The organism is Streptococcus fermentans, assembly GCF_040888305.1.
Taxonomy (GTDB): Bacteria; Bacillota; Bacilli; order Lactobacillales; family Streptococcaceae; genus Streptococcus; species Streptococcus fermentans.
Genome location: NZ_JBFNFG010000001.1, coordinates 135,826 through 160,592, shown reverse-complemented (window position 1 = coordinate 160,592; position 24,767 = coordinate 135,826). Strand labels below are relative to the sequence as shown.

Annotated in this window: 21 protein-coding genes; 7 read left to right on the top strand and 14 right to left on the bottom strand. The window is 41.4% G+C overall.

All coding sequences use genetic code 11. From position 1 onward, the window contains the following. Nucleotides 1–20 precede the first annotated feature (20 nt). Nucleotides 21–866 (top strand): DegV family protein, encoded by an 846-nt coding sequence (locus AB2B50_RS00715; protein ID WP_248034768.1) that lies wholly within the window; start codon nt 21–23, stop codon nt 864–866. Between the two features lie 227 nt (nt 867–1,093). Beyond that, nucleotides 1,094–2,269, top strand: coding sequence for a BaiN/RdsA family NAD(P)/FAD-dependent oxidoreductase (locus tag AB2B50_RS00710; protein ID WP_320692270.1), 1,176 nt, complete (start codon nt 1,094–1,096; stop codon nt 2,267–2,269). Between the two features lie 106 nt (nt 2,270–2,375). On the opposite strand, the gene AB2B50_RS00705 is transcribed toward AB2B50_RS00710, so the two are convergent. Then, entirely contained in the window at nt 2,376–3,116 is a 741-nt protein-coding gene (locus AB2B50_RS00705) for a MerR family transcriptional regulator (RefSeq protein ID WP_320692271.1), read from the bottom strand. Nucleotides 3,117–3,347: 231 nt separating this feature from the next. Between AB2B50_RS00705 and AB2B50_RS00700 the strand changes: the two genes are divergently transcribed. Continuing rightward, nucleotides 3,348–4,688, top strand: coding sequence for a sodium-dependent transporter (locus tag AB2B50_RS00700; RefSeq protein WP_320692272.1), 1,341 nt, complete (start codon nt 3,348–3,350; stop codon nt 4,686–4,688). A 42-nt stretch (nt 4,689–4,730) separates the two neighbouring features. On the opposite strand, the gene manA is transcribed toward AB2B50_RS00700, so the two are convergent. The 7 genes from manA to AB2B50_RS00665 form a co-directional block, all read right to left on the bottom strand. Next, nucleotides 4,731–5,675 (bottom strand): mannose-6-phosphate isomerase, class I, encoded by a 945-nt coding sequence (gene manA, locus AB2B50_RS00695; RefSeq protein WP_320692273.1) that lies wholly within the window; start codon nt 5,673–5,675, stop codon nt 4,731–4,733. 121 nt (nt 5,676–5,796) lie between these two features. Then, nucleotides 5,797–7,236 carry a 6-phospho-beta-glucosidase gene (locus AB2B50_RS00690; RefSeq protein ID WP_320692274.1) on the bottom strand — a complete coding sequence of 480 codons (1,440 nt, stop codon included), beginning with the start codon at nt 7,234–7,236 and terminating at the stop codon, nt 5,797–5,799. A 164-nt stretch (nt 7,237–7,400) separates the two neighbouring features. Then, nucleotides 7,401–7,979 (bottom strand): DUF3592 domain-containing protein, encoded by a 579-nt coding sequence (locus AB2B50_RS00685; RefSeq protein ID WP_320692275.1) that lies wholly within the window; start codon nt 7,977–7,979, stop codon nt 7,401–7,403. Between the two features lie 301 nt (nt 7,980–8,280). Beyond that, nucleotides 8,281–10,056: a pyruvate oxidase gene (spxB, locus tag AB2B50_RS00680; protein WP_045614086.1), complete on the bottom strand. Its 1,776-nt coding sequence runs from the start codon at nt 10,054–10,056 to the stop codon at nt 8,281–8,283. A gap of 323 nt (nt 10,057–10,379) precedes the next feature. Then, nucleotides 10,380–12,602, bottom strand: coding sequence for a heavy metal translocating P-type ATPase (locus AB2B50_RS00675; RefSeq protein ID WP_316108867.1), 2,223 nt, complete (start codon nt 12,600–12,602; stop codon nt 10,380–10,382). Nucleotides 12,603–12,611: 9 nt separating this feature from the next. Further along, a complete protein-coding gene (locus AB2B50_RS00670; protein WP_000933322.1) occupies nt 12,612–12,983 on the bottom strand; it encodes a cupredoxin domain-containing protein in 372 nt (123 codons plus the stop codon). Between the two features lie 10 nt (nt 12,984–12,993). Continuing rightward, entirely contained in the window at nt 12,994–13,389 is a 396-nt protein-coding gene (locus AB2B50_RS00665; RefSeq protein ID WP_045763230.1) for a CopY/TcrY family copper transport repressor, read from the bottom strand. 206 nt (nt 13,390–13,595) lie between these two features. Between AB2B50_RS00665 and AB2B50_RS00660 the strand changes: the two genes are divergently transcribed. From AB2B50_RS00660 to AB2B50_RS00645, 4 genes are read left to right on the top strand one after another with little or no spacing between them, the layout of a single operon-like run. Further along, nucleotides 13,596–14,276, top strand: a complete 681-nt coding sequence (locus AB2B50_RS00660; protein ID WP_320692276.1) for an amino acid ABC transporter permease — start codon at nt 13,596–13,598, stop codon at nt 14,274–14,276. Further along, nucleotides 14,236–14,913, top strand: coding sequence for an amino acid ABC transporter permease (locus AB2B50_RS00655; protein ID WP_320692277.1), 678 nt, complete (start codon nt 14,236–14,238; stop codon nt 14,911–14,913). The genes AB2B50_RS00660 and AB2B50_RS00655 overlap by 41 nt, the downstream gene beginning before the upstream one ends. Then, nucleotides 14,914–15,672, top strand: a complete 759-nt coding sequence (locus tag AB2B50_RS00650; RefSeq protein ID WP_060956040.1) for an amino acid ABC transporter ATP-binding protein — start codon at nt 14,914–14,916, stop codon at nt 15,670–15,672. It begins immediately after the preceding gene. 18 nt (nt 15,673–15,690) lie between these two features. Next, complete coding sequence (locus AB2B50_RS00645; protein ID WP_320692278.1) at nt 15,691–16,557, top strand: cysteine ABC transporter substrate-binding protein; 867 nt, start codon at nt 15,691–15,693, stop codon at nt 16,555–16,557. Between the two features lie 60 nt (nt 16,558–16,617). Here AB2B50_RS00645 and pyrE read toward each other — a convergent pair whose 3' ends face one another. From pyrE to AB2B50_RS00615, 6 genes are all read right to left on the bottom strand, one after another. Next, a complete protein-coding gene (gene pyrE / locus AB2B50_RS00640) occupies nt 16,618–17,250 on the bottom strand; it encodes an orotate phosphoribosyltransferase (RefSeq protein WP_045614097.1) in 633 nt (210 codons plus the stop codon). 38 nt (nt 17,251–17,288) lie between these two features. Further along, complete coding sequence (gene pyrF / locus AB2B50_RS00635; RefSeq protein ID WP_315639691.1) at nt 17,289–17,990, bottom strand: orotidine-5'-phosphate decarboxylase; 702 nt, start codon at nt 17,988–17,990, stop codon at nt 17,289–17,291. Between the two features lie 255 nt (nt 17,991–18,245). Next, on the bottom strand, nt 18,246–19,544 hold the full coding sequence (locus AB2B50_RS00630) for a cell division protein FtsQ/DivIB (RefSeq protein WP_320692279.1): 1,299 nt from the start codon (nt 19,542–19,544) through the stop codon (nt 18,246–18,248). A 9-nt stretch (nt 19,545–19,553) separates the two neighbouring features. After that, nucleotides 19,554–20,612: a UDP-N-acetylglucosamine--N-acetylmuramyl-(pentapeptide) pyrophosphoryl-undecaprenol N-acetylglucosamine transferase gene (locus AB2B50_RS00625; RefSeq protein ID WP_320692280.1), complete on the bottom strand. Its 1,059-nt coding sequence runs from the start codon at nt 20,610–20,612 to the stop codon at nt 19,554–19,556. A gap of 1 nt (nt 20,613) precedes the next feature. Continuing rightward, entirely contained in the window at nt 20,614–21,966 is a 1,353-nt protein-coding gene (gene murD, locus AB2B50_RS00620; protein ID WP_320692281.1) for a UDP-N-acetylmuramoyl-L-alanine--D-glutamate ligase, read from the bottom strand. Nucleotides 21,967–22,061: 95 nt separating this feature from the next. Continuing rightward, entirely contained in the window at nt 22,062–24,767 is a 2,706-nt protein-coding gene (locus AB2B50_RS00615) for an FtsX-like permease family protein (RefSeq protein ID WP_320692282.1), read from the bottom strand.

Below are 24,767 nucleotides of genomic sequence, written 5' to 3'. Positions count from 1 at the left end.
GATAAAGATGGAGAATTTCTATGACATGGAAGATTGTAGCTGACTCTGGTTGTGATTATCGTCAACTGGCAAATCCAGCAATTGATACTGAATTCATCAGTGTTCCCTTAACCATTCAAGTGGCTGATCAAGTCTTTATTGACGATGCTAGTCTTGATATTGACAAAATGATGGAAACCATGTATGCAACTTCTGAAGCTTCAAAATCAGCTTGTCCTAGCCCTGATGATTACTTGCGAGCATTTGAAGGGGCAAACCATATTTTTGTAGTGACCATTACCGGAACTCTTTCTGGTAGTCAAAACAGCGCTCAATTAGCTAAGAATCTCTATCTCGAAGAACATCCTGATACTCAGATTCATGTCATTGATAGTTTATCTGCTGGTGGAGAAGTTGACCTTATCGTAGAAAAAATCAATGATTTGATTGACCAAGGACTTTCTTTTGAAGAAGTGGTTAAAGCTATTACTGCTTACCAAGAAAAAACTAAGTTACTATTCGTCCTCGCTAAGGTTGATAACCTCGTTAAGAATGGTCGCTTGAGTAAGCTGATCGGTACAGTTGTTGGGCTGCTTAATATTCGTATGGTCGGGGAAGCAAGTGAAACTGGAACCTTGGAACTCCTACAAAAGGCTCGTGGTGCTAAGAAGTCCCTCCAAGCTGCTTATGAAGAGTTAATCAAGGCTGGCTACGCTGGTGGGCGTATCGTCATGGCTCACCGCAGTAATGATAAATTCTGCCAACAACTCTCAGAACTCTTGCGTGAAAAATTCCCACAAGCTGAAATCAAGATTATCCCAACCTCTGGACTCTGCAGTTTTTATGCAGAAGAAGGTGGACTCCTCATGGGATATGAAATTGACTAATTTATATAAGACAGAGGTCGGGATTCAATGTCCCGACCTCAATTTTTATCAGCAATTATCTTTTCTACTGTAGCTGAGTAGACTTTTGTACTGACAATTTCATCTTGTCAATACATAAGCTTGAAGAAGCCACGGGTTTGATAAAGATTCACGGGACTAGGTACTATCATGCAAAACTTGATTTACCGATTTCTGTCCCTCCGTCTTTTTTATGGTACAATACTTTTATGAAATATTTTGATACTATTGTAATCGGGGGAGGCCCGGCTGGTATGATGGCTACGATTTCAAGTAGCTTTTATGGGCAGAAAACACTTCTCATTGAAAAAAATCGAAAACTTGGAAAAAAATTAGCTGGTACTGGTGGTGGTCGTTGCAACGTGACCAACAATGGAACTCTAGATGACCTATTAGCTGGCATCCCTGGAAATGGCCGCTTTCTATACAGTGTCTTTTCCCAGTTTGATAACCATGATATCATCAACTTTTTTACTGAAAATGGCGTAAAACTCAAGGTCGAAGACCATGGCCGCGTCTTTCCAGCCAGTGATAAATCTCGCACCATTATCGAAGCATTGGAAAAGAAAATCATGGAGCTAGGTGGGCAAGTTGCCACTCAAACAGAGATTGTTTCGGTTAAAAAGATTGACGACCAGTTTGTCCTTAAGTCTACAGATCAAACTTTCACTTGTGATAAACTCATTGTCACAACAGGTGGAAAATCCTATCCTTCTACTGGCTCTACTGGTTTTGGTCATGAGATTGCTCGCCATTTCAAACACACCATTACCGAGCTTGAGGCTGCTGAAAGTCCATTGTTGACTGATTTCCCGCATAAGGCCTTGCAGGGGATTTCCCTAGACGATGTGACCCTAAGCTATGGCAAGCATGTCATCACTCATGACCTACTCTTTACTCACTTTGGTTTGTCAGGTCCTGCTGCGCTGCGCATGTCTAGCTTTGTCAAGGGTGGGGAAATTCTCTCTCTAGATGTCTTGCCACAACTTTCAGAAGGTGACTTAGTTGACTTTTTAGAAGAGAACCGTGAAAAATCCTTGAAAAATGCCTTAAAAGCTATACTCCCTGAACGCTTGGCAGAATTTTTTGTCCAAGGATATCCTGAAAAAGTCAAACAACTAACTGAAAGAGAACGCGACCAACTTGTCCAGTCTATCAAAGCTCTTAAAATTCCAGTAACTGGCAAAATGTCCTTGGCTAAATCCTTTGTTACCAAAGGAGGTGTTAGTCTCAAGGAAATCAATCCTAAAACGCTGGAAAGCAAACTGGTTCCTGGCCTTCACTTTGCAGGAGAGGTCCTAGATATCAACGCCCACACGGGTGGCTTTAACATCACTTCTGCCCTCTGTACTGGCTGGGTGGCAGGAAGTCTACATTATGATTAAACTTTAAAGTAAGAAATCGGCAGAGGTCACTCCGCCGATTTTTATCTTATCTAAGTCTATGTCTTCCTACTAAAATTCTGTTACTGGCTTTGTCAGTCTGTGAGTTTTATCGAGTCTGTGTGCTTACATAGTGAGCAATGACATCTGATGTGTACTGGGCTGTTCCCTGTCCAAACTTATCAATGTTTTCCTTAAACTCTGGATTATAGACATAGCCTTTTCCGATATGACCAAAGACCTCGATAGAGCAGTCAAATCCATAAGTACGGATGGCTTGCAAGAGTTTGCCTACTTCTTCTTGGTTTTCAGATGCTGTTATCGGTAGACCATCTTTGAGATTTTGAGCTAAGCTTTGAAAGACTTGATTAAAGGCTGTTGCAGCCTCATCCTCTCGTCCTTTTTGACGCTCAAGTGCTTGATCCATGACTTCTTGGCCATACTTGTTTACTGCTTCTTGGTGGTATTTTTGATGGTCTTGGTAGCTAAATCCAGTGAATTTTTCCTCAATAGTCATTTTTCTTTCTCCTTTTTGTTCTTGAATGGTTTTTTGTAAGGTTAAAATCAAGGTATCTAGATGTTGCCTCTCCTGGGTTAAATAGTCCAACTGTCTAGTTAAATGTGGTAACAAGTCCGTCTTTTCTTCCTTCAATAGCTCTGCTATTTTTTCTAAAGAAAAGCCTAGATACTTGTAATAGAGGATAATCTGTAGTCGTTCTAAATCCTCTTGACTATAGGTCCGATAGCCATTTTCTGACTTTAATGGAACCAAAAGTCCAATCTTGTCATAATGGTAGAGAGTCTTGACGGAGACACCTGAAAGTTGCGCAGCTTCTTTGATATGGTACATGATTTCCTCCTCACATAAATAGTATATACCCTCCCCTTTGAGGAGAGTCAAGTATTTTATCATATTTTTTATAAAAACATGAAAATCGCTTTCTTGACAGACTTGAAAAATCATGATAGGATAATCAAGTCTATCAATCAAATAAAAAGCTCATAAAGAGCCATTGAGAGAAGGCTATTTGACAACTCAAGTAGCCTTTTCTTATTTAGAAAACTAGATTGGAGTTTAACAATGTCTGAAAAATCGCAATGGGGCTCAAAACTGGGCTTTATCCTTGCATCTGCTGGTTCTGCTATTGGTCTTGGAGCTGTTTGGAAGTTCCCTTACATGACTGCTGCCAATGGTGGGGGAGGTTTCTTACTGGTCTTTCTCATCTCGACACTATTGATTGGATTTCCACTTCTCTTGGCTGAATTTGCCCTCGGTCGGAGCGCTGGCGTGTCAGCAATCAAAACCTTTGGAAAATTGGGCGATAACAAGAACTACAATTTTATCGGTTGGATCGGTGCCTTTGCCCTTTTCATCCTCCTATCCTTTTACAGTGTTATTGGAGGTTGGGTTTTAGTGTATCTAGGTATCGCTATTGCTAAAGCCTTCCAAGTTGGGATTAGCAGTGATTATACCCAGCTCTTCACAGATATTATTTCTAATCCATGGATTGCCCTTGGGTCTCAAGCTCTTTTTATCTTCCTCAACATCTTTATTGTATCTAAGGGAGTTCAAAAAGGGATTGAAAGAGCATCTAAGGTCATGATGCCCTTGTTATTTATCATCTTTGTCATTATTATCGGGCGCTCTCTCAGCTTGCCAAATGCTATGGAAGGGGTCGTTTATTTCCTCAAACCTGACTTTTCAAAACTGACAAGTGCTGGTCTCCTCTATGCTCTAGGACAGTCATTCTTTGCTTTGTCCCTCGGGGTTACTGCCATGTTGACCTATGCTTCTTACCTAGATAAGAAAACCAATCTGATCCAATCAGGTATGTCTATCGTTGCCATGAACATTTCTGTATCGATCATGGCAGGACTAGCTATTTTCCCAGCTATGTCAGCCTTCAATATTCAGTCTGAAGGTGGTCCTAGTCTCCTCTTTATCGTTCTACCCCAACTCTTTGACAAGATGCCTTTTGGAAGTATTTTCTATATTCTCTTCCTATTGCTTTTCCTCTTTGCGACGGTCACTTCTTCTGTCGTTATGCTGGAAATTAATGTTGGAAATATCACTGACCAAGATAACGAAAAACGTAATAAATGGAGTCTTATTTTAGGTATCTTGACCTTTATCTTTGGTATCCCTTCGGCCCTATCCTACGGTCTTATGGCAGATGTTCAAATCTTTGGGAAGACCTTCTTTGATGCCATGGACTTCTTGGTTTCTAATCTCCTCATGCCCTTTGGCGCCCTCTGCTTGTCCCTCTTTACAGGCTATGTCTTCAAAAAAGCATTGGCTATGGAGGAACTCCATCTCGATGAAACACCGTGGAAACAAAGACTTTTCCAAGTCTGGCTCTTCCTTCTTCGTTTCATCATCCCAATTATCATCATTGTGGTCTTTATCGCCCAATTTATGTAAATACAAAAAAGGACTTGAGTAATGAACTCAAGCCCTTTCTTTTTATGGATGACTAACAATCAATTCTAGACCTTGACCTTCCAAAGTCCATGCATCAACATCGCTTGGCAAGATAAAGTGGCTACCTTTTTGGATTGGATATTCCTTACCGTCTACAATGAGCTGACCTTGACCAGCCAAGACACTTAACAAGCTGTAATCAGCTGTTTTTTCAAAGTCAACTTTTCCAGTAATTTCCCACTTGTAAACTGCGAAGAATTCATTGGATACAAGGAGAGTTGAACGCAAATCATCTGCTTTAACAGTCACAGGACGGCTATTTGCAGGCTCACCAATATTTAAAACATCGATGGATTTTTCAAGATGAAGTTCACGCAAGTTGCCATTATCATCCTTGCGGTCAAAGTCATAGACACGGTAGGTTGTATCACTAGACTGTTGCGTTTCAAGAATTAAGATGTCTGCCCCGATAGCGTGCATGGTTCCACTCGGTACGTAGTAGAAATCTCCAGCCTTAACAGGGACTTTAGTCAGCAAGGCATCCCAGTTCTTGTCTTCAATTTGCTGGCGGAGTTCTTCCTTTGACTTAGCATTGTGACCGTAAATAATCTCTGAGCCTTCATCTGCTGCGATGATATACCAGCATTCAGTTTTTCCGAGTTCACCTTCATGCTCTAGTCCATAAGCATCATCGGGGTGAACTTGGACGCTGAGCCAGTCATTGGCATCGAGGATTTTAGTCAAGAGTGGAAATACTGGCTCTGGACGATTGCCAAACAACTCACGGTGTTCCGCATACAAACTAGCGAGGTCTGTTCCTTGATAGCGCCCATTGGCTACCTTGGAAACACCATTTGGGTGAGCCGAGATGGCCCAATATTCTCCGATTTTTTCGCTTGGAATGTCGTAACCAAACTCATCACGTAGTTTAGTCCCACCCCAAATTTTTTCTTGCATAACGGAATTTAAAAATAATGGTTCTGACATGTTTCATCTCCTGTCTGATTTTTCTCCCCTCATTATAGCAAAAAGCTAGGTCTAATTGAACTCTTTTTCAGATCTTATAAAGTAGGGAGAAGATTTTATAAAAATAGTGAATAAATGAGTTCTACTCAATGCTTGCACCATTGCTGGCAATGACATCCTTGTACCAGTGGAAGGACTTCTTCTTGCTACGTTTGAAACTTCCATGACCTTCATTATCACGATCCACATAGATAAAGCCATAGCGCTTGTTCATTTCGCCTGTTCCAGCTGAAACCAGATCGATACAACCCCAAGTTGTATAACCAAGCAAGTCTACTCCATCTTGATAAATAGCATCTCGCATAGCCTTGATGTGGGCCTCTAGATAAGCAATTCGATAGTCATCTTCCACATAACCATTCTCATCAGGCCTGTCCATAGCACCGAGCCCATTTTCTACGATGAACATAGGCTTTTGGTAACGATCCCAGATGGCATTGAGGGTGATTCGAAGCCCAAGTGGGTCAATCTGCCATCCCCATTCTGAGGATTCTAGATAGGGATTTTTGAGAGAGGCAAATACATTTCCAGCTGTTAATTCTTTAACTTCTGGATCACCTGAGGCCACTCGACTTGCATAGTAAGAGAAGGAAACAAAGTCAACAGTATAATTCTTCAACAAGTCTAGATCCTCTGCCGTCATTTCAATCTCAATCCCTTCACGCTCCCACTGCTTCTTGGCGTAGCTTGGGTATTCCCCACGCGCTTGAACATCAATGAAGAAGTAACTCTTGCGGTTTTCCTCCATGGCTGCCCAGTAGTCTCTCGGATGGGCTGTGTTGGGATAGTATTGCCCTGCAGCCAACATACATCCCACCTTGTTTTCTGGGTCAATTTCGTGAGCAAGCTTAGTCGCCAGAGCTGAAGCTACCAACTCATGGTGGGCTGCTTGGTATTTGACTTGTTCTTGATTTTCACCTTCTTCGAAACAGAGACCAGCTCCCATAAAGGGTGCATGGAGAATCATGTTGATTTCGTTAAAGGTAAGCCAATATTTGACCAAGCCTTTGTAACGGGTAAAGAGTGTGCGACAGAGATTCTCATAGAAGTCCAACATACGACGATTGCGCCATCCACCATACTCAGTAATTAAGTGCATGGGGCAGTCAAAATGCGTGATGGTTACCAGAGGTTGGATCCCATACTTATGGCATTCCTTAAACAAATCCTCATAAAAGGCTAGACCAGCTTCATTTGGCTCTGCTTCATCTCCTTTGGGGAATATTCTTGTCCAAGCAATGGAAAGCCGATATGTTTTAAAGCCCATTTCCGCAAAAAGGGCAATATCTTCCTTGTAATGATGGTACATATCAATAGCTTGCTTGGCTGGGTAAAAATAGCCCTCCTCAAAAGAAAACATCTTTTTCTTCCCTGTGATAATGGCTTCACGGTCCTTACCGATTGGAACAACATCAACATTGGCCAACCCACGACCGTCTAAATTATAAGCACCCTCACATTGATTAGCTGCCGTAGCACCACCCCAAAGGAAGCCCTCTGGAAATTGTAGTATTTCTGTCATCACTTTACCTCACATGATTTACTGGTACTATTATACTATCAAACATTTAAAAAAGCAGAAATAGCCCCTAAATAATTTTTAAGAAAAGCACTTTCTTCAAGAAAAACTTCTACGATGAACATAGAAGCCAAATAGGGTAGTTGAAGTTTGTATATAAAACTGCTTTATTTCATAAGATTTGGAAGAATGAACATGATAAAGAAAGCTAGAGCAACCATAATAAAAACATTGAGATAGATAAAACATTTTGCCAACCATGCATATCGCCCAGGTCTTAGGGGTCTTTCTACATAGGAATGTTTTGGTTTTTTAGGATCATAATAAACAGCAACTTTTCCACCAATTGGAAAGCGTTCCTTAAGTGGAGATTTTGTATAAGACAAAAAACTATTACCCTTAACTTTGTATCTTAAAACTTGTGGAATTTCACCATTTTCAAAATTATCCGTTTTTACATCAGATACGATTGAACCTAAGGGAGTACTGATTGTATTTGAAATAGCAGATAGAAATTTAGGCCCTACGACCTTGTATTGGTTTCCATCAACAGTGTATTCAACAACTGGGAGACTAATCCCATTATAAAGAGCATAGGAATATCGGATAATAACTCCTTCCGTTCTTTCGGTACACCTCTTGGCATTGCTATAATTACTAAATATAAAATAGGAAAACATAAAATAGGTGAAGGCAACAAATCCTAACATCATTAAGCCAATTAATAGAAAGAAAGTTGTTGGCATCTTTTTCTCCTTAGAACATTGTTATGAAGCTATTTTAACAAATTTAACAGAAAAGACAAGAAAAAGACCGGATGGCTCCGATCTTTTCAAGTTCCGCTCTATGAAAATCAAAGAATAAACAAGGCGGAACCAAGTTTGATGGCAAATCTTCGCTCATCAAACTACGAAAAATCCTTTGGGACTTTTTCTAGGCTCCGCACTAGATTCCATCATTGAAAATTAATGTTTCAATGATGGAATCGTCGGAAGTAAACCTCAGATTGAAGTCTACAAATTTATCTTTTATTTTCGATGAGAGGAATTATTTAATTGCGCGTGATTGCAATCCTTCTTCTTCCAAGAAGAGGCGGAATGGTACGAGTTCTTCTGCTTCGTATTTTTCCTTGAAGGCTTTAATAGCTTCTTCTGAGTGTTGTTTTGGATCCAACTCAAGTACTTCTACTGGAAGTGGACGATGTGGAGTGATGTGAGCATCGATAACAACAGTTTTACCTTCTTTGTTCAATTTAACAGCTTCTGCAACAACTGCATCGATGTCTTCGATACGGTCAACTGTAAATCCTACAGCACCTTGCGCTTCAGCGATTTTCGCATAGTCAGCATTAGGGAAGTCACAACCAAACAAGTGTTTGTTTGTGTCTTCGTATTTGTCCTTGATGAAGGCATATTTACCATTTGAGAAGACAACGTTGATAACTGGAAGGTCGTATTGAACGTTTGTGATAACGTCTGGGTAGCACATGTTGAATGCACCGTCACCCATGATGTTCCATACTTGGCGATCTGGATTGTCTTTCTTAGCAGCGATACCACCAGGAAGGGCAATACCCATTGTCGCAAAGAGTGGAGATGTACGCCACATGTTCTTAGGTGTCATGTGAAGGTGACGAGTAGATGTTTGAGTAGTGTCACCTACGTCGATTGAATAGATAGCGTCTTGATCAGCATGTTTGTTGATTGCATTGTAAACTTGATACAATTGCAATTCACCCTCAGTTTTACCTTCGAGTTTGTTCATGTAATCACGCCAGTTTTGGTTGTTTTTCACGTTTGCACGCCACCATGGAGTAGACTCAACTGGGTTTACTTTATCAAGGATAGCTTTAGCTGCTTGACCTGCATCACCAAGGATAGAAGCGTCAAGGGCGTGACGTTTACCAAGTTTGTAAGGGTCGATATCCACTTGGATGAATTTTTCAGTGTTTTTGAATGCTTGGTAAACTTCAGCAAATGGGAAGTTTGAACCAAGGAAAAGAACTGTGTCTGCTTCAAAGACCACTTCGTTGGCTGGTTTCCAACCAACACGGTAAGCAGAACCTGTCAAACCTTCGTAGTTCCATTCGAAAGCTTCAAAGTTTTTACCAGTTGTGATGATTGGTGCTTTGATTTTACGTGACAATTCAGTAATCACTTCACCAGCTTTAACACCACCGTAACCAGCATAGATAACTGGACGTTCAGCATTGTTCAAGATTTCAACTGCTTTGTCAATTTCAACTTCGTTCAAAGCAGGAGCGATGAATGAACGTTCGTATGAACCTGAACCGTAGTATGAGTTTTCGTCGATTTCTTGGAAACCAAAGTTTACTGGAATTTCAACAACAGCTGGACCTTTTTTAGAAACGGCAGCACGGCAAGCTTCGTCGATAACTTTTGGTAATTGCTCTGCGTAAGCTACACGTTTGTTGTAAACAGCGATACCGTTGTACATTGGGTTTTGGTTTAATTCTTGGAAGGCATCCATGTTTAATTCGTTAACTGGACGTGATCCAAGGATAGCAAGGAATGGAGTGTTATCCATAGCTGCATCGTAAACACCGTTGATCAAGTGAGTCGCACCTGGACCACCTGAACCAACTGCAACACCAATAGATCCGCCAAATTTAGCCTGCATAACCGCTGCAAGAGCACCTGTTTCTTCGTGGCGAACTTGCAAGAAACGGATATCTTTGTCTTCAGCCAAAGCGTCCATAAGTGAGCTAAGTGTTCCTGATGGGATACCGTAGATAGTATCTACGCCCCATGTTTTCAATACGTTAAGCATTGCTGCAGATGCAGTAATTTTCCCTTGAGTCATAATGATAACTCTCCTTAAAAGTTAATTTGATGAATAATAAAAGCGCTTTTATATGTTTTTTGAAAACGATTCAGTAAATTTACACTCCTAATTTATCACATTTACTTTTAGTTTCATAAGAATGTGCTCACAAAACTCCATTCTCTATTACAGTACAGATTGAAAACGTTTTGAAAATCTGTTTTAGAATAGCAAAAAAGCGGTTAAAACCGCCTTTTTATACTCAATGAAAATCAAAGAGCAAACTAGGAAGCGAGCCGCAGGCTGTACTTGAGTACGGCAAGGTGACGCTGACGTGGTTTGAATTTGATTTTCGAAGAGTATTAATCGACTTTAGTAAAATTAAGCATCAGAGAGCTGATTAGAACAGAGACTGAACTAAAGGCCATGGCCAATCCTGCAAGTTCTGGATTGAGTACCAAACCAAGACTTGAAAAGACTCCTGCTGCAATCGGAATACCAATGAGGTTATAGATAGAAGCCCAGAAAAGATTGAGTAGAATACGATTAAAGGTCTTCTTACTCATATCAAAAGCACGTGCCAATCCTAGTAAATTGTTGGTTGTAAGGACAAGATCTGCTGATTCGATAGCAATATCTGTCCCAGAGCCCATGGCAATTCCGACATCCGCTACACTGAGGGCCGGCGCATCATTGATACCATCGCCGACAAAGGCCAATTTGCCATTCTTTTGAAGCTTGTGAATTTCATGTGCCTTTTCCTCTGGCAAGACATTTGCGATCACTTCTTCGATTCCAATTTGCTCTGCAATCGCATGCGCTACTCCAGCATTATCTCCGGTAAGCATGACCGTTCTAAGACCACGTTTTTTCAATTTGGCAATAGCTTCTTTGGCATTTTCCTTAGGGACATCCTGCAAGGCAATTAAGCCTTTTAACTGACCATCCACGGATAGGAAGACAACTGTTTTCGCTTCTTTCTCAAGCAAATCAAATCGTTCTTGATAATCATGTGGAATAGCAAGGTCAGCTAAGAGCTTAGCATTCCCCAGCAAGACTTGCTTACCATTAATAATCCCAGTCACACCTTTTCCATGCAAGGCTTGGAAGTTTTCCACGGGATAAAGACTGATTCCTAATTCAGACGCACGATTGACAACTGCCTGAGCTAGAGGGTGTTGAGAGGCATCTTCTAATGAGGCAGCCAAACTTAGCACTTCTCCTTCATCTCCGATAACATCTGTCACTACTGGCTTCCCTTCGGTCAAGGTTCCTGTCTTATCAAAAACAACCGTTTGAACTTTTTGGATTTCCTGTAGAACTGTACCATTTTTGAGAAGAATCCCCATCTTGGCACTTCGTCCTGTTCCAACCATGAGTGCTGTCGGTGTCGCAAGTCCAAGAGCACAAGGGCAAGCAATAATCAAGACTGCAACACCATAGAGAAGCGACGTTACAAAACTTTCACCAAGAAAAACAAACCAGATCCAAAAAGTAAGGAGTCCTAAAATGACAACTGCTGGTACGAAAATTCCAGAAATCTTGTCTGTCAAATCTTGAATAGGAGCACGACTGGTTTGAGCTTTCTTCACAAAGTCTACAATCTGAGCCAACATGGTTTCAGAACCTACTTTTTCAGCTCTAAAAACAATGGTACCACTATTATTGATGGTTGAACCAATGACAGCATCTCCAACTGACTTATCAACCGGTATACTTTCTCCAGTCACCATTGATTCATCAATACTAGTTTCTCCTTCTATTACAGTCCCATCAACGGCAATTTTTTCACCTGGTCGAACGCGAATGAGATCCCCAACTTTGACTTGTTCTAGAGGTATTTGAACATAAACATCATCACGCAAAACCTCTGCTGTTTTTGCTTGTAGGTCTAATAATTTTTCGACTGCCTGCGAAGTATTTTTTCGCATTTTTTCCTCAAAAACTGCTCCCAAAAGAATGAAGAAGAGGATAAATGCAGCACTTTCAAAGTAAACGGGCAGACCAGTGAAGAGGGCAACTAAGCTATAGAAATAGGCCACTAGGGTTCCCAGAGCAACCAAGGTATCCATGTTGGAATTGTGCTTTTTAAAACTAGCCCAGGCGCTTCTGATATATGGAACTCCAGCTACCAGCATAATGGGGGTTGTGGCTAAAAAGGTGCCCCAACGCATGACTTGGTGACTAATTCCTCCTGTAGACATCCCAATCATAAGAATCACAAGAGGCACAGTAAAGATACTAGTAATCCAAAAACGTTGTAAAAGACTGAGAGACTTTTTGGTTTTTTCAACAACGGTGTAGGTTCCCTTTTGCATCTTCATGCCACAAGAAAACTCGTGCTCACCCAAGTCTTGAGGCGTAAAGCGAATAATTTTTTCCTCATCTTGAGCGATTGGTTCTAGAATTCCTTCTTCTTCGAAGAGAATTTCTTTATAACAGTTTGATGGTGTCACACGGTGAAAGGTAATCTCAGCAGGAATTCCTTTTTGTAGTTGAATATGGGCTGGATGGTAGCCTTTGTCTGCCGTGATACGGATTTTTTGAACACCATTTTCAAGACTTGCTTTTACAATTTCAGTCATATCCTTCTCCTATTCTACAATCATCTTACCGTGCATCATGTTCATGCCACAAGAGAAACCATATTCTCCGGCTTCTTCAGGAGTGATTTCCACCACATATTGGTCTCCCATAGGTAGGTCTGCATGCACACCAAAGTCTGGAAATACGATTTGGTCCAAGCAAGGTGAAGGATCTTTTCGATCAAAAATAATGCGAGCAGGTTGCGATTTTTTGAGGATAATGGTTTCTGGAGTATATCCTCCCATGACCTCCACTCGAATTTCTTGATAGCCATTCTTTTGTTGGGCTCTCTTAGCATCTTCTTGCGGTTTTTTGAAAAACCAAAAGAGGATAAAAGCAATCATTCCTAAAACAACAATAGATACAAATAGATTTAACATAGCGTCTCCTTTACATACAATTACATCTTACTTCTGTTACAGCACTTGCTTTTTTCTTTGAAATCACTTCTTCCAAACCTTCCAAGTCAGCTAGGGTAAAGTCACATTCTTCAATCAAATCAGCTAGCAAGAGCTTTATTCTTCGAGAACAAAGCTTGTCTTTGATATCCTGAACCATTAATCCCCTACTATCATCTAGCGTTAAAAGGGCCGAATAGACAAAGGACTTGCCCTGTTTTTCCCGAGTCAAACATTCTTTCTCCACCAAACGGGCCAAGAGTGTCTGGATCGTGGATTTGGACCAACTGAACCTTTTCTCTAATACTTTTATGAGATCAGTACTAGTCTGTTCTCCCTGCATCCAGATAATCTTCATGACCTGCCATTCTGCATCCGAAATCTGCATTGTTATTCCTCCTAAATCTACATTTGTAAATTACAATTATCAGTATACTCTTAAAATCTACATTTGTCAACCAAAGAAATCACATTTTTAAAATTTATCGCCGCTATAAATATTTTTTATCACCACAATAAAAAATACATATTATCCAAAGCTCTCTTTTAATGCTACAATAACTGTATCATTTTCCTAGATGGGAGGTTCTACTTTTGGATTGGTCCATTGTTGAACAATATCTACCACTCTATCAAAAGGCATTCTTTCTGACCTTGCATATCGCAATTTGGGGAATCCTAGGTTCTTTTTTGCTGGGGCTCATCGTCAGCGTCATCCGGCATTACCGAGTTCCTGTTTTCTCACAGTTGGCAACAGCCTATATCGAGCTTTCACGAAACACACCCCTTTTGATACAACTTTTCTTTCTCTACTTCGGTCTACCTCGAATAGGGATTGTTCTTTCTTCAGAAGTCTGTGCAACAGTCGGGCTCATCTTCTTAGGTGGTTCCTACATGGCAGAATCCTTCCGAAGCGGGCTAGAAGCCGTCAGTCAAACCCAGCATGAAATAGGTTTAGCCATTGGCCTCACACCATTTCAGGTCTTTCGCTACGTGGTTCTTCCACAAGCGACTGCGGTGGCTCTACCATCCTTTAGTGCCAATGTTATTTTCCTGATCAAGGAAACTTCTGTCTTTTCAGCAGTTGCCCTTGCTGACCTTATGTACGTTGCTAAGGATTTGATTGGACTCTATTATGAGACAGATATTGCGCTGGCTATGTTGGTGGTTGCTTACCTCATCATGCTTCTACCAATTTCACTAGTCTTTAGCTGGATAGAAAGGAGACTCCGTCATGCAGGATTCGGGAATGCAAGTACTCTTTCAGGGAAATAATCTCCTGAGAATTTTACAGGGATTGGGAGTCACAATTGGGATTTCTATCCTGTCTGTCCTCTTATCCATGATTTTCGGAACGGTGATGGGAACTATCATGACTTCTCATTCTAGAGTGATTCGTTTCTTGACTCGTTTTTATCTAGAATTTATCCGGATCATGCCCCAGCTGGTGCTCCTTTTCATCGTTTACTTTGGTTTAGCTCGAAACTTTAATATCAATATTTCTGGTGAGACTTCTGCTATTATCGTTTTCACCCTCTGGGGAACAGCTGAGATGGGTGACTTAGTTCGTGGAGCTATCACTTCCCTACCGAAACATCAGTTTGAGAGCGGACAAGCACTTGGCTTAACTAAAGTGCAACTCTACTACTACATCATCATCCCTCAGGTCTTAAGAAGATTGCTCCCACAAGCCATCAATCTTGTCACTCGGATGATTAAAACGACTTCCTTGGTTGTTTTGATTGGGGTTGTTGAAGTTACCAAGGTTGGACAACAAATCATCGATAGCAATCGTTTGACTATCCCAACCGCTTCCTTTTGGATTTATGGAACCATCCTAGTCTTATATTTCGCGGTTTGCTTCCCTATTTCCAAACTATCTACTCACTTAGAAAAACATTGGAGGAACTAAATGTCTGAAACTATTTTAGAAATCAAGGAACTAAAAAAATCCTTCGGAGACAATCCTATCCTCCAAGGACTTTCCCTAGATGTTAAAAAGGGGGAAGTGGTCGTCATCCTAGGGCCGTCTGGTTGTGGGAAAAGTACCCTACTTCGTTGCCTCAATGGTTTAGAAAGTATTCAAGGAGGAGATATCCTGCTGGATGGCCAGTCCATCGTTGAAAATAAAAAAGATTTTCACTTGGTTCGCCAAAAAATCGGCATGGTCTTTCAAAGTTATGAACTCTTTCCTCACTTAGATGTCCTTCAAAACCTTATCTTAGGCCCTATCAAGGCTCAAGGACGCGACAAGAAAGAAGTAACAGAAGAAGCCCTACAACTACTAGAACGTGTCGGATTGTTGGATAAACAACATAGCTTTGCTCGTCAATTATCTGGTGGGCAAAAACAACGGGTTGCAATTGTACGAGCCCTGCTCATGCATCCAGAAATTATCCTCTTTGACGAGGTGACTGCTTCACTGGATCCAGAAATGGTGCGTGAGGTTCTAGAACTCATCAATGACTTGGCCCAAGAAGGTCGTACCATGATTCTGGTAACCCACGAAATGCAGTTTGCCCAAGCTATTGCGGACCGCATTATCTTTCTAGACCAAGGAAAAATTGCTGAAGAAGGAACTGCTCAAGAATTCTTCACAAATCCACAAACCAAACGAGCACAAGAATTTTTAAACGTCTTTGACTTTAGCCAGTTTGGCTCATATCTATAATCAATAAAGGAGATTATTATGAAACTACTTAAACCAATTCTAACTGTTTTTGCTCTAGCATTTGCGCTTATCTTCGTCACAGCTTGTAGTTCAGGTGGAAGCTCTGATGCTTCATCTACAAAGGCAACTGCCAAAGCTCGTACTATTGACGAAATTAAGAAAAGTGGTGAACTTCGAATCGCGGTATTTGGAGACAAAAAACCATTTGGTTACGTTGACAACGACGGTTCTTACCAAGGTTATGATATCGAACTAGGTAACCAATTAGCACAAGACCTTGGTGTAAAGGTCAAATACGTTTCTGTCGATGCTGCCAACCGTGCTGAATACTTGATTTCAAACAAGGTTGATATCACCCTTGCCAACTTCACAGTTACTGACGAACGTAAGAAACAAGTTGACTTTGCCCTTCCTTACATGAAAGTTTCTCTCGGTGTTGTGTCACCAAAGACTGGTCTAATTACAGATGTTAAGCAACTTGAAGGCAAAACCTTGATTGTTACAAAAGGAACTACTGCTGAAACTTACTTTGAGAAAAATCACCCAGAAGTAAAACTTCAAAAATACGACCAATATAGCGATGCCTATCAAGCCCTTCTTGACGGACGTGGAGATGCCTTCTCTACTGACAATACTGAAGTTCTAGCTTGGGCGCTTGAAAACAAGGGATTTGAAGTAGGAATTACTTCTCTTGGTAATCCAGATACTATTGCACCAGCAGTTCAAAAAGGTAACCAAGAACTACTCGACTACATCAATCAAGAAATCGAGAAATTAGGTAAAGAGAACTTCTTCCACAAGGCTTATGAAAAAACACTTCACCCAACTTACGGTGATGCTGCTAAGGCAGATGACCTGGTTGTTGAAGGTGGAAAAGTTGACTAATACTTTCCGAGAATAAAAAGAAATCAGGTAATCCTAGTGACTACCTGATTTTTCTATGCTCTAAACATTTTGCCAATTTTCTTGGTCTTCTTTAAAGCGTTTGAGGAGGTCAAGTCCTTCTGGTGTGATGTAGCCTTCTTCTTGGGCTAGGTGAATGAGCTCGCTATAGTTTGAAAGTGTTACTAGTTTGACACCAGCATCTGCAAAGTTCTTGTCTGCTTTTGGCAATTGATAGCTGAAGATAGCCACAACACCCAGAACATCTGCTCCTTCACGTTTGGCAGCTGCCACTGCTTCGAGAACTGAACCACCCGTTGAAATCAAATCTTCAACAACGACCATCTTTTGGCCTTGGGCTACACGGCCTTCAATTTGGTTTCCAGCGCCATGATCTTTTGGTTTGCTGCGGATATAGGCAAAGGGTAGATTCATCTTATCAGCGATGATAGCACCGTGTGGGATACCCGCAGTCGCTGTTCCTGCAATCACTTCTACCTCTGGGAATTCTGCCTTGATAGCTTCCACAAAACCATTCTCAATCAAAGTTCGAGTTTCTGGGTAGGCAAGCGTCACACGGTTGTCCGTATAAATCGGTGACTTGATGCCTGATGCCCATGTGAAGGGCTCTTCTGGTTTGAGGTAAACGGCTTGTATTTTCAATAGATGGCTGGCAATATCTTTAGCAAGTGTCATGGTGTGCTCCTTTTTATAGTGTTAAATGAATCTTCTTTTTAAACCCAATCTTGTGTCCATTCTTCTTTGATGGCATGGTAGGCTGCGACTGGATCAGCTGCTTGCGTAATCGGACGCCCAACTACGATGTAGTCACTGCCAATCTGGTAAGCTTCTCCTGGGGTTACTACCCGTTTCTGATCCCCTGCTTCTGTCCCTCTTGGGCGAATCCCTGGTGTCAGACAGATAAAGTCTTCATGAGTTGCTTGTTTGATAAGCTTGGCTTCTTGGGCCGAGCAAACGACTCCATCCAGACCCGCTTCAGCTGTTTTCTGGGCATAGTGGATAACCGACTCTTGGAGGCTGGTTTGGATATTTTGACACTCTTGCATTTGTTCCTCCGAGGTTGAGGTTAATTGGGTCACAGCTATGAGAATCCCCTTGTCTCCCAATCCTTCACGCGCTGCTTGCATCATCTCAACCCCACCTGCTGCCTGCACATTGGTCATATCAACTCCCAGGTTCGATAAGATTTTCATGGTTGATTTAACTGTATTGGGAATATCATGCAGTTTGAGATCCAAAAAGACACTATGTCCTAATGACTTCAAATAGCGGACAACTTCAGGCCCTACAGCATAGTAGATTTCCATTCCTACTTTGACATAGAGCTTTTCCTCTGCTGGAAATAGGGCTAAGAACTCCTTGGCTTCTTCAAAACTTGGAAAATCCAGAGCTATGACTGGGCGACTTTCACGCATGCGTTTCTCCTCTTATCTTTCTTATCAGCCCAGCTTCCGTCAAAGAGACTACAAAAAAGGAACCTGCCAACAGCAAGGTTCCACGAAAAATGGGTAGAATCCACCATTTCACCGTCTAACCTTAGCTGCCTCTCTGGACTGCTTTAAAGGTTTTTTACTATTCTATTATTTAAAGCGGTACTTGTCAAGTAAAAACCAGTGATTGAACTTGTAGAAAACATGACTCATCATCAAGTCAACAGAATCATCTTAGGATTAACGACTCTGTGATTGTTGGGTTGTTTGATTTTGACTCTGAGTTTGATTTCCTTGCTCTTCTTGTTTTTTCTTTTCTTCTTCCTGCTTCTTCTTTTCCTCTTCTTTAGCTTTGATTCTTGCTTCTTCTAAAGCCTTATCCGTCAAGCTATAACTATAGATCCCGACTTCCATATCAATACCGCTCGGTACTGTTAGTTGGGGTTTAATCTTACTATAGTAAGGCAATTTTTTACCTAGTTCTGATAAAGGAACCAAAATTTCGTCCGTATCATACATGGTAATCTTGAGCAGATCACTGGTTACACTAGTTGGAGCCAATTCAATCGTTTTGATCGCCTGCTTAATCTCTGGGCTGACTTCAGCTAGTTGTTCAATCAAGGTTTTGACTTGCTGCTCATCGTTAAAGAGTACGGACATATAGGTTTCTGGAAGACTGACTAGACTAACTGGACTGGTTTCCACCGTCCCACTAGAAAGAATCGGATAATGGTCCTCTCCAGAAACATAATAGGCTACAATCCCGTATTCCTTGACCTGGATGGTAAAATTGGTCGGAAATTGATAGTGAATGCTAGCAGATTCAATCCAGTGATTGGACTTAATCATCTCAGCATGTTTGTCTTTATTGAGGAGCAGACCAAAGGTATAGTCACTATCACGAATCCCTGAAGCCTCTTTGATTTGGTCTGCATTGGTCTCTACTGTCCCAGTGACTTCTATGTTTTTCAGAGTTGAGAAGGGCGTCAAGAGATAGATCGAAAAGAACAAAACAAGCAAACTTGGGATTAGAATCGTAACAGCACGCCAGATATGAACACTTGGAATAGAAGGCTTAGCAATCTTTTTCTTAGACTTAGATCTTTTTTCTTCTACTTTTGTTTCTTCAGATTTTTCGTCAGATTTTTCGCCCTCTTCTTCCACTAGTTCTGGTTCAGTAGTTTCCTCCTCATTTTCAAGCGAGGACTGGTCTTCTGCACTTTCCTTCTGCTCTTCAGGATTAGAATCTGAATCCTCTTCCTCCTCAGTGTCCTCAGATAAGTCTGACTCTTGTTCTTCCTTGGTCTCTTCCTCAGCCTTTTTACGCAGATATTCACGGTTCTGCTTCTGCCACTCTGATAAAGTGTTTTCTTCTTCCGGAGCTTTTGCCACTTCTTTTTTATTGGTATCTGCTTGGACCTTTTCTTTGGCTAGTTGGGCCTCTTCTTCAGCTTTTTTTTGAAGATATTCTTGATTTCGTTTTTGCCACTCTGACAATTCCTTGCCTTGAGTTGGCTCTTGTTTCTTATCCTTTGACATCGATTTTCCTTATGATAGATCTTTTTTTAGTAGCGCATAAAAATCCGCCACAGATTTTAATTCATGAGAATTCTTCATCGTGTTCTGGTAGTCTTCCTTGTGGGTCAAAAGCTTGCTTACTTTTTCTTCTAAAGTAGACAAGGTCAAATCGCCCTCTTGCAACTCCTCAGCATAGCCTTTTTTCACAAAGTAAGCCGCATTTTCAATCTGATCTCCACGACTAGCTTCACGTCCTAAAGGGACAATGACATGCAATTTAGCCATGGCAAGAAGTTCAAAAATAGTATTGGCGCCACCACGAGTGATGACTACATCAGCCATATTCATGAGCGGTTGATAGAGTTCAGTCACGTAGTCAACACGGTAGAGGTTTGAACTTAGTTCATTTAAGCTAGCATCCCCTGTTAGATTGATGATATTATAACGACTAGTCAGCTCTTCCTTATGGTCTGTAACTAATTGGTTAAAGACACGCGCACCAGCAGAACCTCCGACGAAAAGAAGAGTTGGTAGCTTATCATTGAAAGAAGTTCGGATATCCACCATTTCTTCAGGCTCTTCCATGATTGGACCAGAAACCTTGGTCACGGCTCCTACATGCTCTACCTTAGTGAGGCTAGACGGTTGCTCAAAAGTAGAGTACATTTTAGTCGCAAATTTATAGGCAATTTTATTGGCCAATCCCATAGAGAGGTCAGACTCGTGGATAAAGACTGGTACTCTGCATACTCGCGCTGCAATAACAGGCGGAACAGATACAAATCCACCCTTAGAAAATAGGGCTTGTGGACGAACTCGAAGCATGATAAAGAGCGATTGAAGAATTCCAAAAGCAACCTTAAAGACGTCAACCATGTTTTGCCATGAGAAATAACGACGCAATTTCCCAGTTGCAATCGAATGGAAGGTGATATCTAAACCTGACTTGAGAATTTCATGATGCTCAATTCCGTTTTTGTCACCAATATAGTGGACTTCCCAGCCATCTTCGATGAACTTAGGCATTAACAAAAGGTTGAGGGTAACGTGTCCAACCGTTCCCCCACCTGTAAATACTATTTTTTTCATATTATCCCTTTAACTCCGCTACAGTGTCGATGAAAAGATCTCCACGTACCTCAAAGTTGGCATACATATCCCAGCTAGCATTAGCAGGACTGAGGAGAACCACATCTCCTTCTTCCGCAAGTTCATAAGCCTTTCGAGTTGCGTCAGCAATATCAGTTGCATCCACATAAGCCACACCAGCCTTGTCCGCTGCACGTTTGACACGCTCTGCAGACTGACCGAGGATGATCATTTTCTTGAGTCCTTTAATATCTGGCACTAATTCATCAAACTCATTGCCACGGTCCAACCCACCGGCAATCAGAACAACCTTACTATTGTCAAATCCAGACAAGGCTTTTTGAGTTGCCAAGATATTGGTTGACTTACTATCGTTGTAGAATTTCACCCCATTGATTTGGTCTACAAATTGAAGACGGTGTTTGACACCACCAAAGGCTGACAAGGTTTCCTTGATGATTTCATTGTCCACACCACGAAGTTTAGCTACAGCAATGGTTGCAAGAGCATTTTCCACATTGTGGCTACCAGGAACTCCGATTTCATCAGCTGCCATGACTTTTTCACCACGGAAGTAAAGAAGACCATCTTCAAGATAAGCACCGTCAACCTTTTCAAGGGTTGAGAATGGTACTACAGTCGCGTTTGTCTTTGTAGAAAGCTCTTTAGCTAATTCCTGGTTGAAGTTCAATACTAGGTAATCAGCTGCTGTCATATTGCTTTGAATATTCCACTTAGCTTCGACATAGGCTTCAAAAGAACCATGATAGTCGATATGGGTTGGCATCAGGTTGGTGATAACAGCAATTTCAGGATGGAATTCCTGAATTCCCATTAATTGGAAAGAGGATAGCTCCATGACAAGAGTGTCCTTATCTGTGGCAGTTTGAGCCACTTGACTAGCAGGATAACCAATGTTACCTGATAAAAGCCCATTTTGTCCTGCAGCGGTCAGAACTTCTCCAATCATGGTTGTGGTCGTAGTCTTACCATTCGAACCAGTAATACCGACGATTGGTGCTTCTGAGATCAAGTAGGCCAACTCAACCTCAGTCAAGACTGGAATGCCTTTTTCTAGAGCTTTTTCAATCATCGGATTGCTATAAGGAATTCCTGGATTCTTTACCATAAGGGCAAAATCTTCATCCAATAATTCCAAGGGATGGCCACCAGTTACAACCTTGATACCATCTTCCAAAAGGCTTTGAGCCGCTGGATTTTCCTCAAAAGGCTTGCCATCATTCACCGTTACGATGGCTCCTAGCTTGTCCAAAAGACGAGCTGCAGATTCACCAGATTTAGCCAAACCTAGAACTAATACTTTCTTATTTTCAAATTGATCAATTCGTTTCATATCTAGAACTCCATTTCTACTCTTACTATTTTACCATTTTTATGAAAATAAAAAAGCCACAAAGGGCTTTCTTATTTGTTTTTGTCCTCGACCAACTATTCCACAGACTTGAGGGCTTCAAGCATATCCACCTTTCGGAGATAATGATTGACAAAAAATCCTAGAATGGTCAAAATGACACTAACAGCTAGAATTGGAATGAGATACACTTCCCAGCCGACTTTCGGTTGAAAACGGAAGGTACCGGGTGCGATCATCTGAATGAGAAATTGATGGAGATAAAAGCCTGAGACCAATCCTACAATCATTCCAATTAGTGACAATATGATGGTCTCCCGATAGATGTAAAGGGTCACTTCTTTGTTATGAAAACCAAGAACCTTGATGGTTGAGAGTTCCCTAATCCGTTCAGCAACATTGATATTGGTCAAATTATAGAGAATCACAATAGCTAATAGCACCGATACCAGCACCAAAATCGCCATGGTATGATTCAGAGAATTGGCAAAACTTTCAAAGAGCTGAATGGTGGAGGCATTTTGAACGAGGCTACTGACAGCAGCTAGATCCATAAATTCTCCTGCGACGGTTTCAGTATTTCCTTCACTTTTATCCTTAAGTTGGACCAGATAGGTGTTCATCTTGGGAGCTTGACCATAAATTTTCTCATAGGTCGCCTGATTCATATAAACAAAATGACCCACGTAGTGTTCGGTAATGGCTCCAACCTTAAAGGTTTTTCCATCTATTGTAAAGTTGTCACCAACGGAAACTCCTGCTAACTGGGCTAATTTTTCAGTTAGAACAAGTCCGTTAGATAAGCTCAGTTTTTCCCCATTTTTTTCTAAATGGACAAAGGGATCCAGGTCATCTTGATCCGTTACCATCATAGTCACGGTTTGAACACCTGCCTTGCCAGCATACTTTTCCTCAACCTGTTTGGAAGAAATTAAACGATAGTTTTCAACTTCATCACTCTGCAATTTTTCTTCTAGCTTTGCCTTATCAGAATCTGAAGCTCGAGAATTGACAGAGAGAATCATCTGATATTGTTGCAGATCTTTAAACTGTCTGTCAGCAACTCCAGCCACAGAAGACTGAATGCCAAGCCCTGCAAAGAGGAGGGCTACTGAACCTGCAACCCCAAAAATAGTCATCAGCATGCGTTGTTTGTAACGGAAAATATTGCGGGCAGTTACCTTTTGGGTAAAGCTCAAATGAGACCAGATAAAGGTTATCCGCTCCAAGAGAATCTTTGAGCCCTTGACTGGTGGCTTAGGTAGTAATAATTGCGCTGCTTCTTCATGCAATTCTCTGCGAGACACAAGATAAGCAGGTAGGACACTTGCCACTAAGCTTAGCCCCAGAGCTAAACAACTATAGGTCCAGTAGAAATACTGCTGACTCTCTCCAACAATCATCCGCACAGTGATGATATGCGAAATAGTAGGTGCTAGGATGTAGTGACCAATCAGAATTCCTAGTAGGGTGCCTAGAGTACCAGCAACCAGACCGTAAATCACAAACTTAGCAATGATATCCTTGCTATGGTAGCCTAAAGCCTTAAAGATACCAGCATTTGTCCTTTCCTCGTCTACAAATCGTGTCATGGTGGTAAAGGTAACCATGGCTGCTACGGCATAGAGAACAACTGGAAAAATATTCCCTACGGCACGAATACTCATGGCCGAGTTACTATACATGAGATAACCTTGACCAGTAGGAGAACTCTTGCGATTGTAGACATGATAGGTTGGCTCTGTCAGAGCATTGACCTCATCCTGACTGGTCTGCCATTTAGCCTTTTCATTAGTAAGATCTGTTTCGGCTTGGCTCAGCTTTTCCTTTTCTTGCTTTAGTTGGTCTTTTGCTTCTTCTAACTGACTAGAGGCTTGACTTTTTTGTGGTTCTGGTAGTTGGCTCACTTGATTTTCTTGAGCTTGTAGACGCGTTTCGATTTCTTGCAAGCGTTTCTTGCCAGCTAGCAAATTACTTTCAGCCTCGTCCAGTTGTTTCTTCCCTTCATCAAGGGACTCTTGGGCATCCTTCTTCATTTTCTCTAGCCGCGCTTGTCCATTATCAGCAACTAGTTCCTTTAAAGTCTCCTCTTCTTCCTCTAGCTTCTTTTCGTAATCACTAGAGAAAGGATTGACATCTGTTAGGCTAGCAAAACGCAGGCGGGCAATCGTGTAAACAGAGCTCTTAAAATTTTCTTCAGTTACGACACCATAAGCATCCAAGTTCCCATTACCACTGGCTGAACTCCCCATATCCGTTTTTGAAAAAATATCTGGAGAGTGGATAAAGCCTGTAATGGTATAACTATCCCGCTTTAATTGAGAATTACTGCCCTTTTTTTGACTCAAATGAATGACTTGACCTATCTGATAGCGATCTTTCCAAAAGTCCGCCAAAGCCAATTCATCTTCTTTTTCAGGCAAACGACCTTCCGTTACTTGAAATTTTGAAATCTTATCAGTATTTGAAAAGATTCGTATGGCATCTTCACTGTTTGCCAGAGTCAAATCTGTCATATAACCAAACTCGACATCTGCTCCTGATAAAGTTTGCAATTCTGTCTGGTCTGCCTGATCTAGACCATAATCTGCTATGACGGTCATATCTGCCGCATTAGTATCTTTCAGATAAGCCCAAGCCGTTTGCTCCATATTGGGACTGGCTACTTTGAGACCAACCACGGCTAAAGAACCTAACATCATCAGAGTTAGGATGGATATAAACCGTCCCTTTGAACCTGTGAAAGACTGGAGCAGGTCTTTCCAATATGTCTTTCTTTTCAT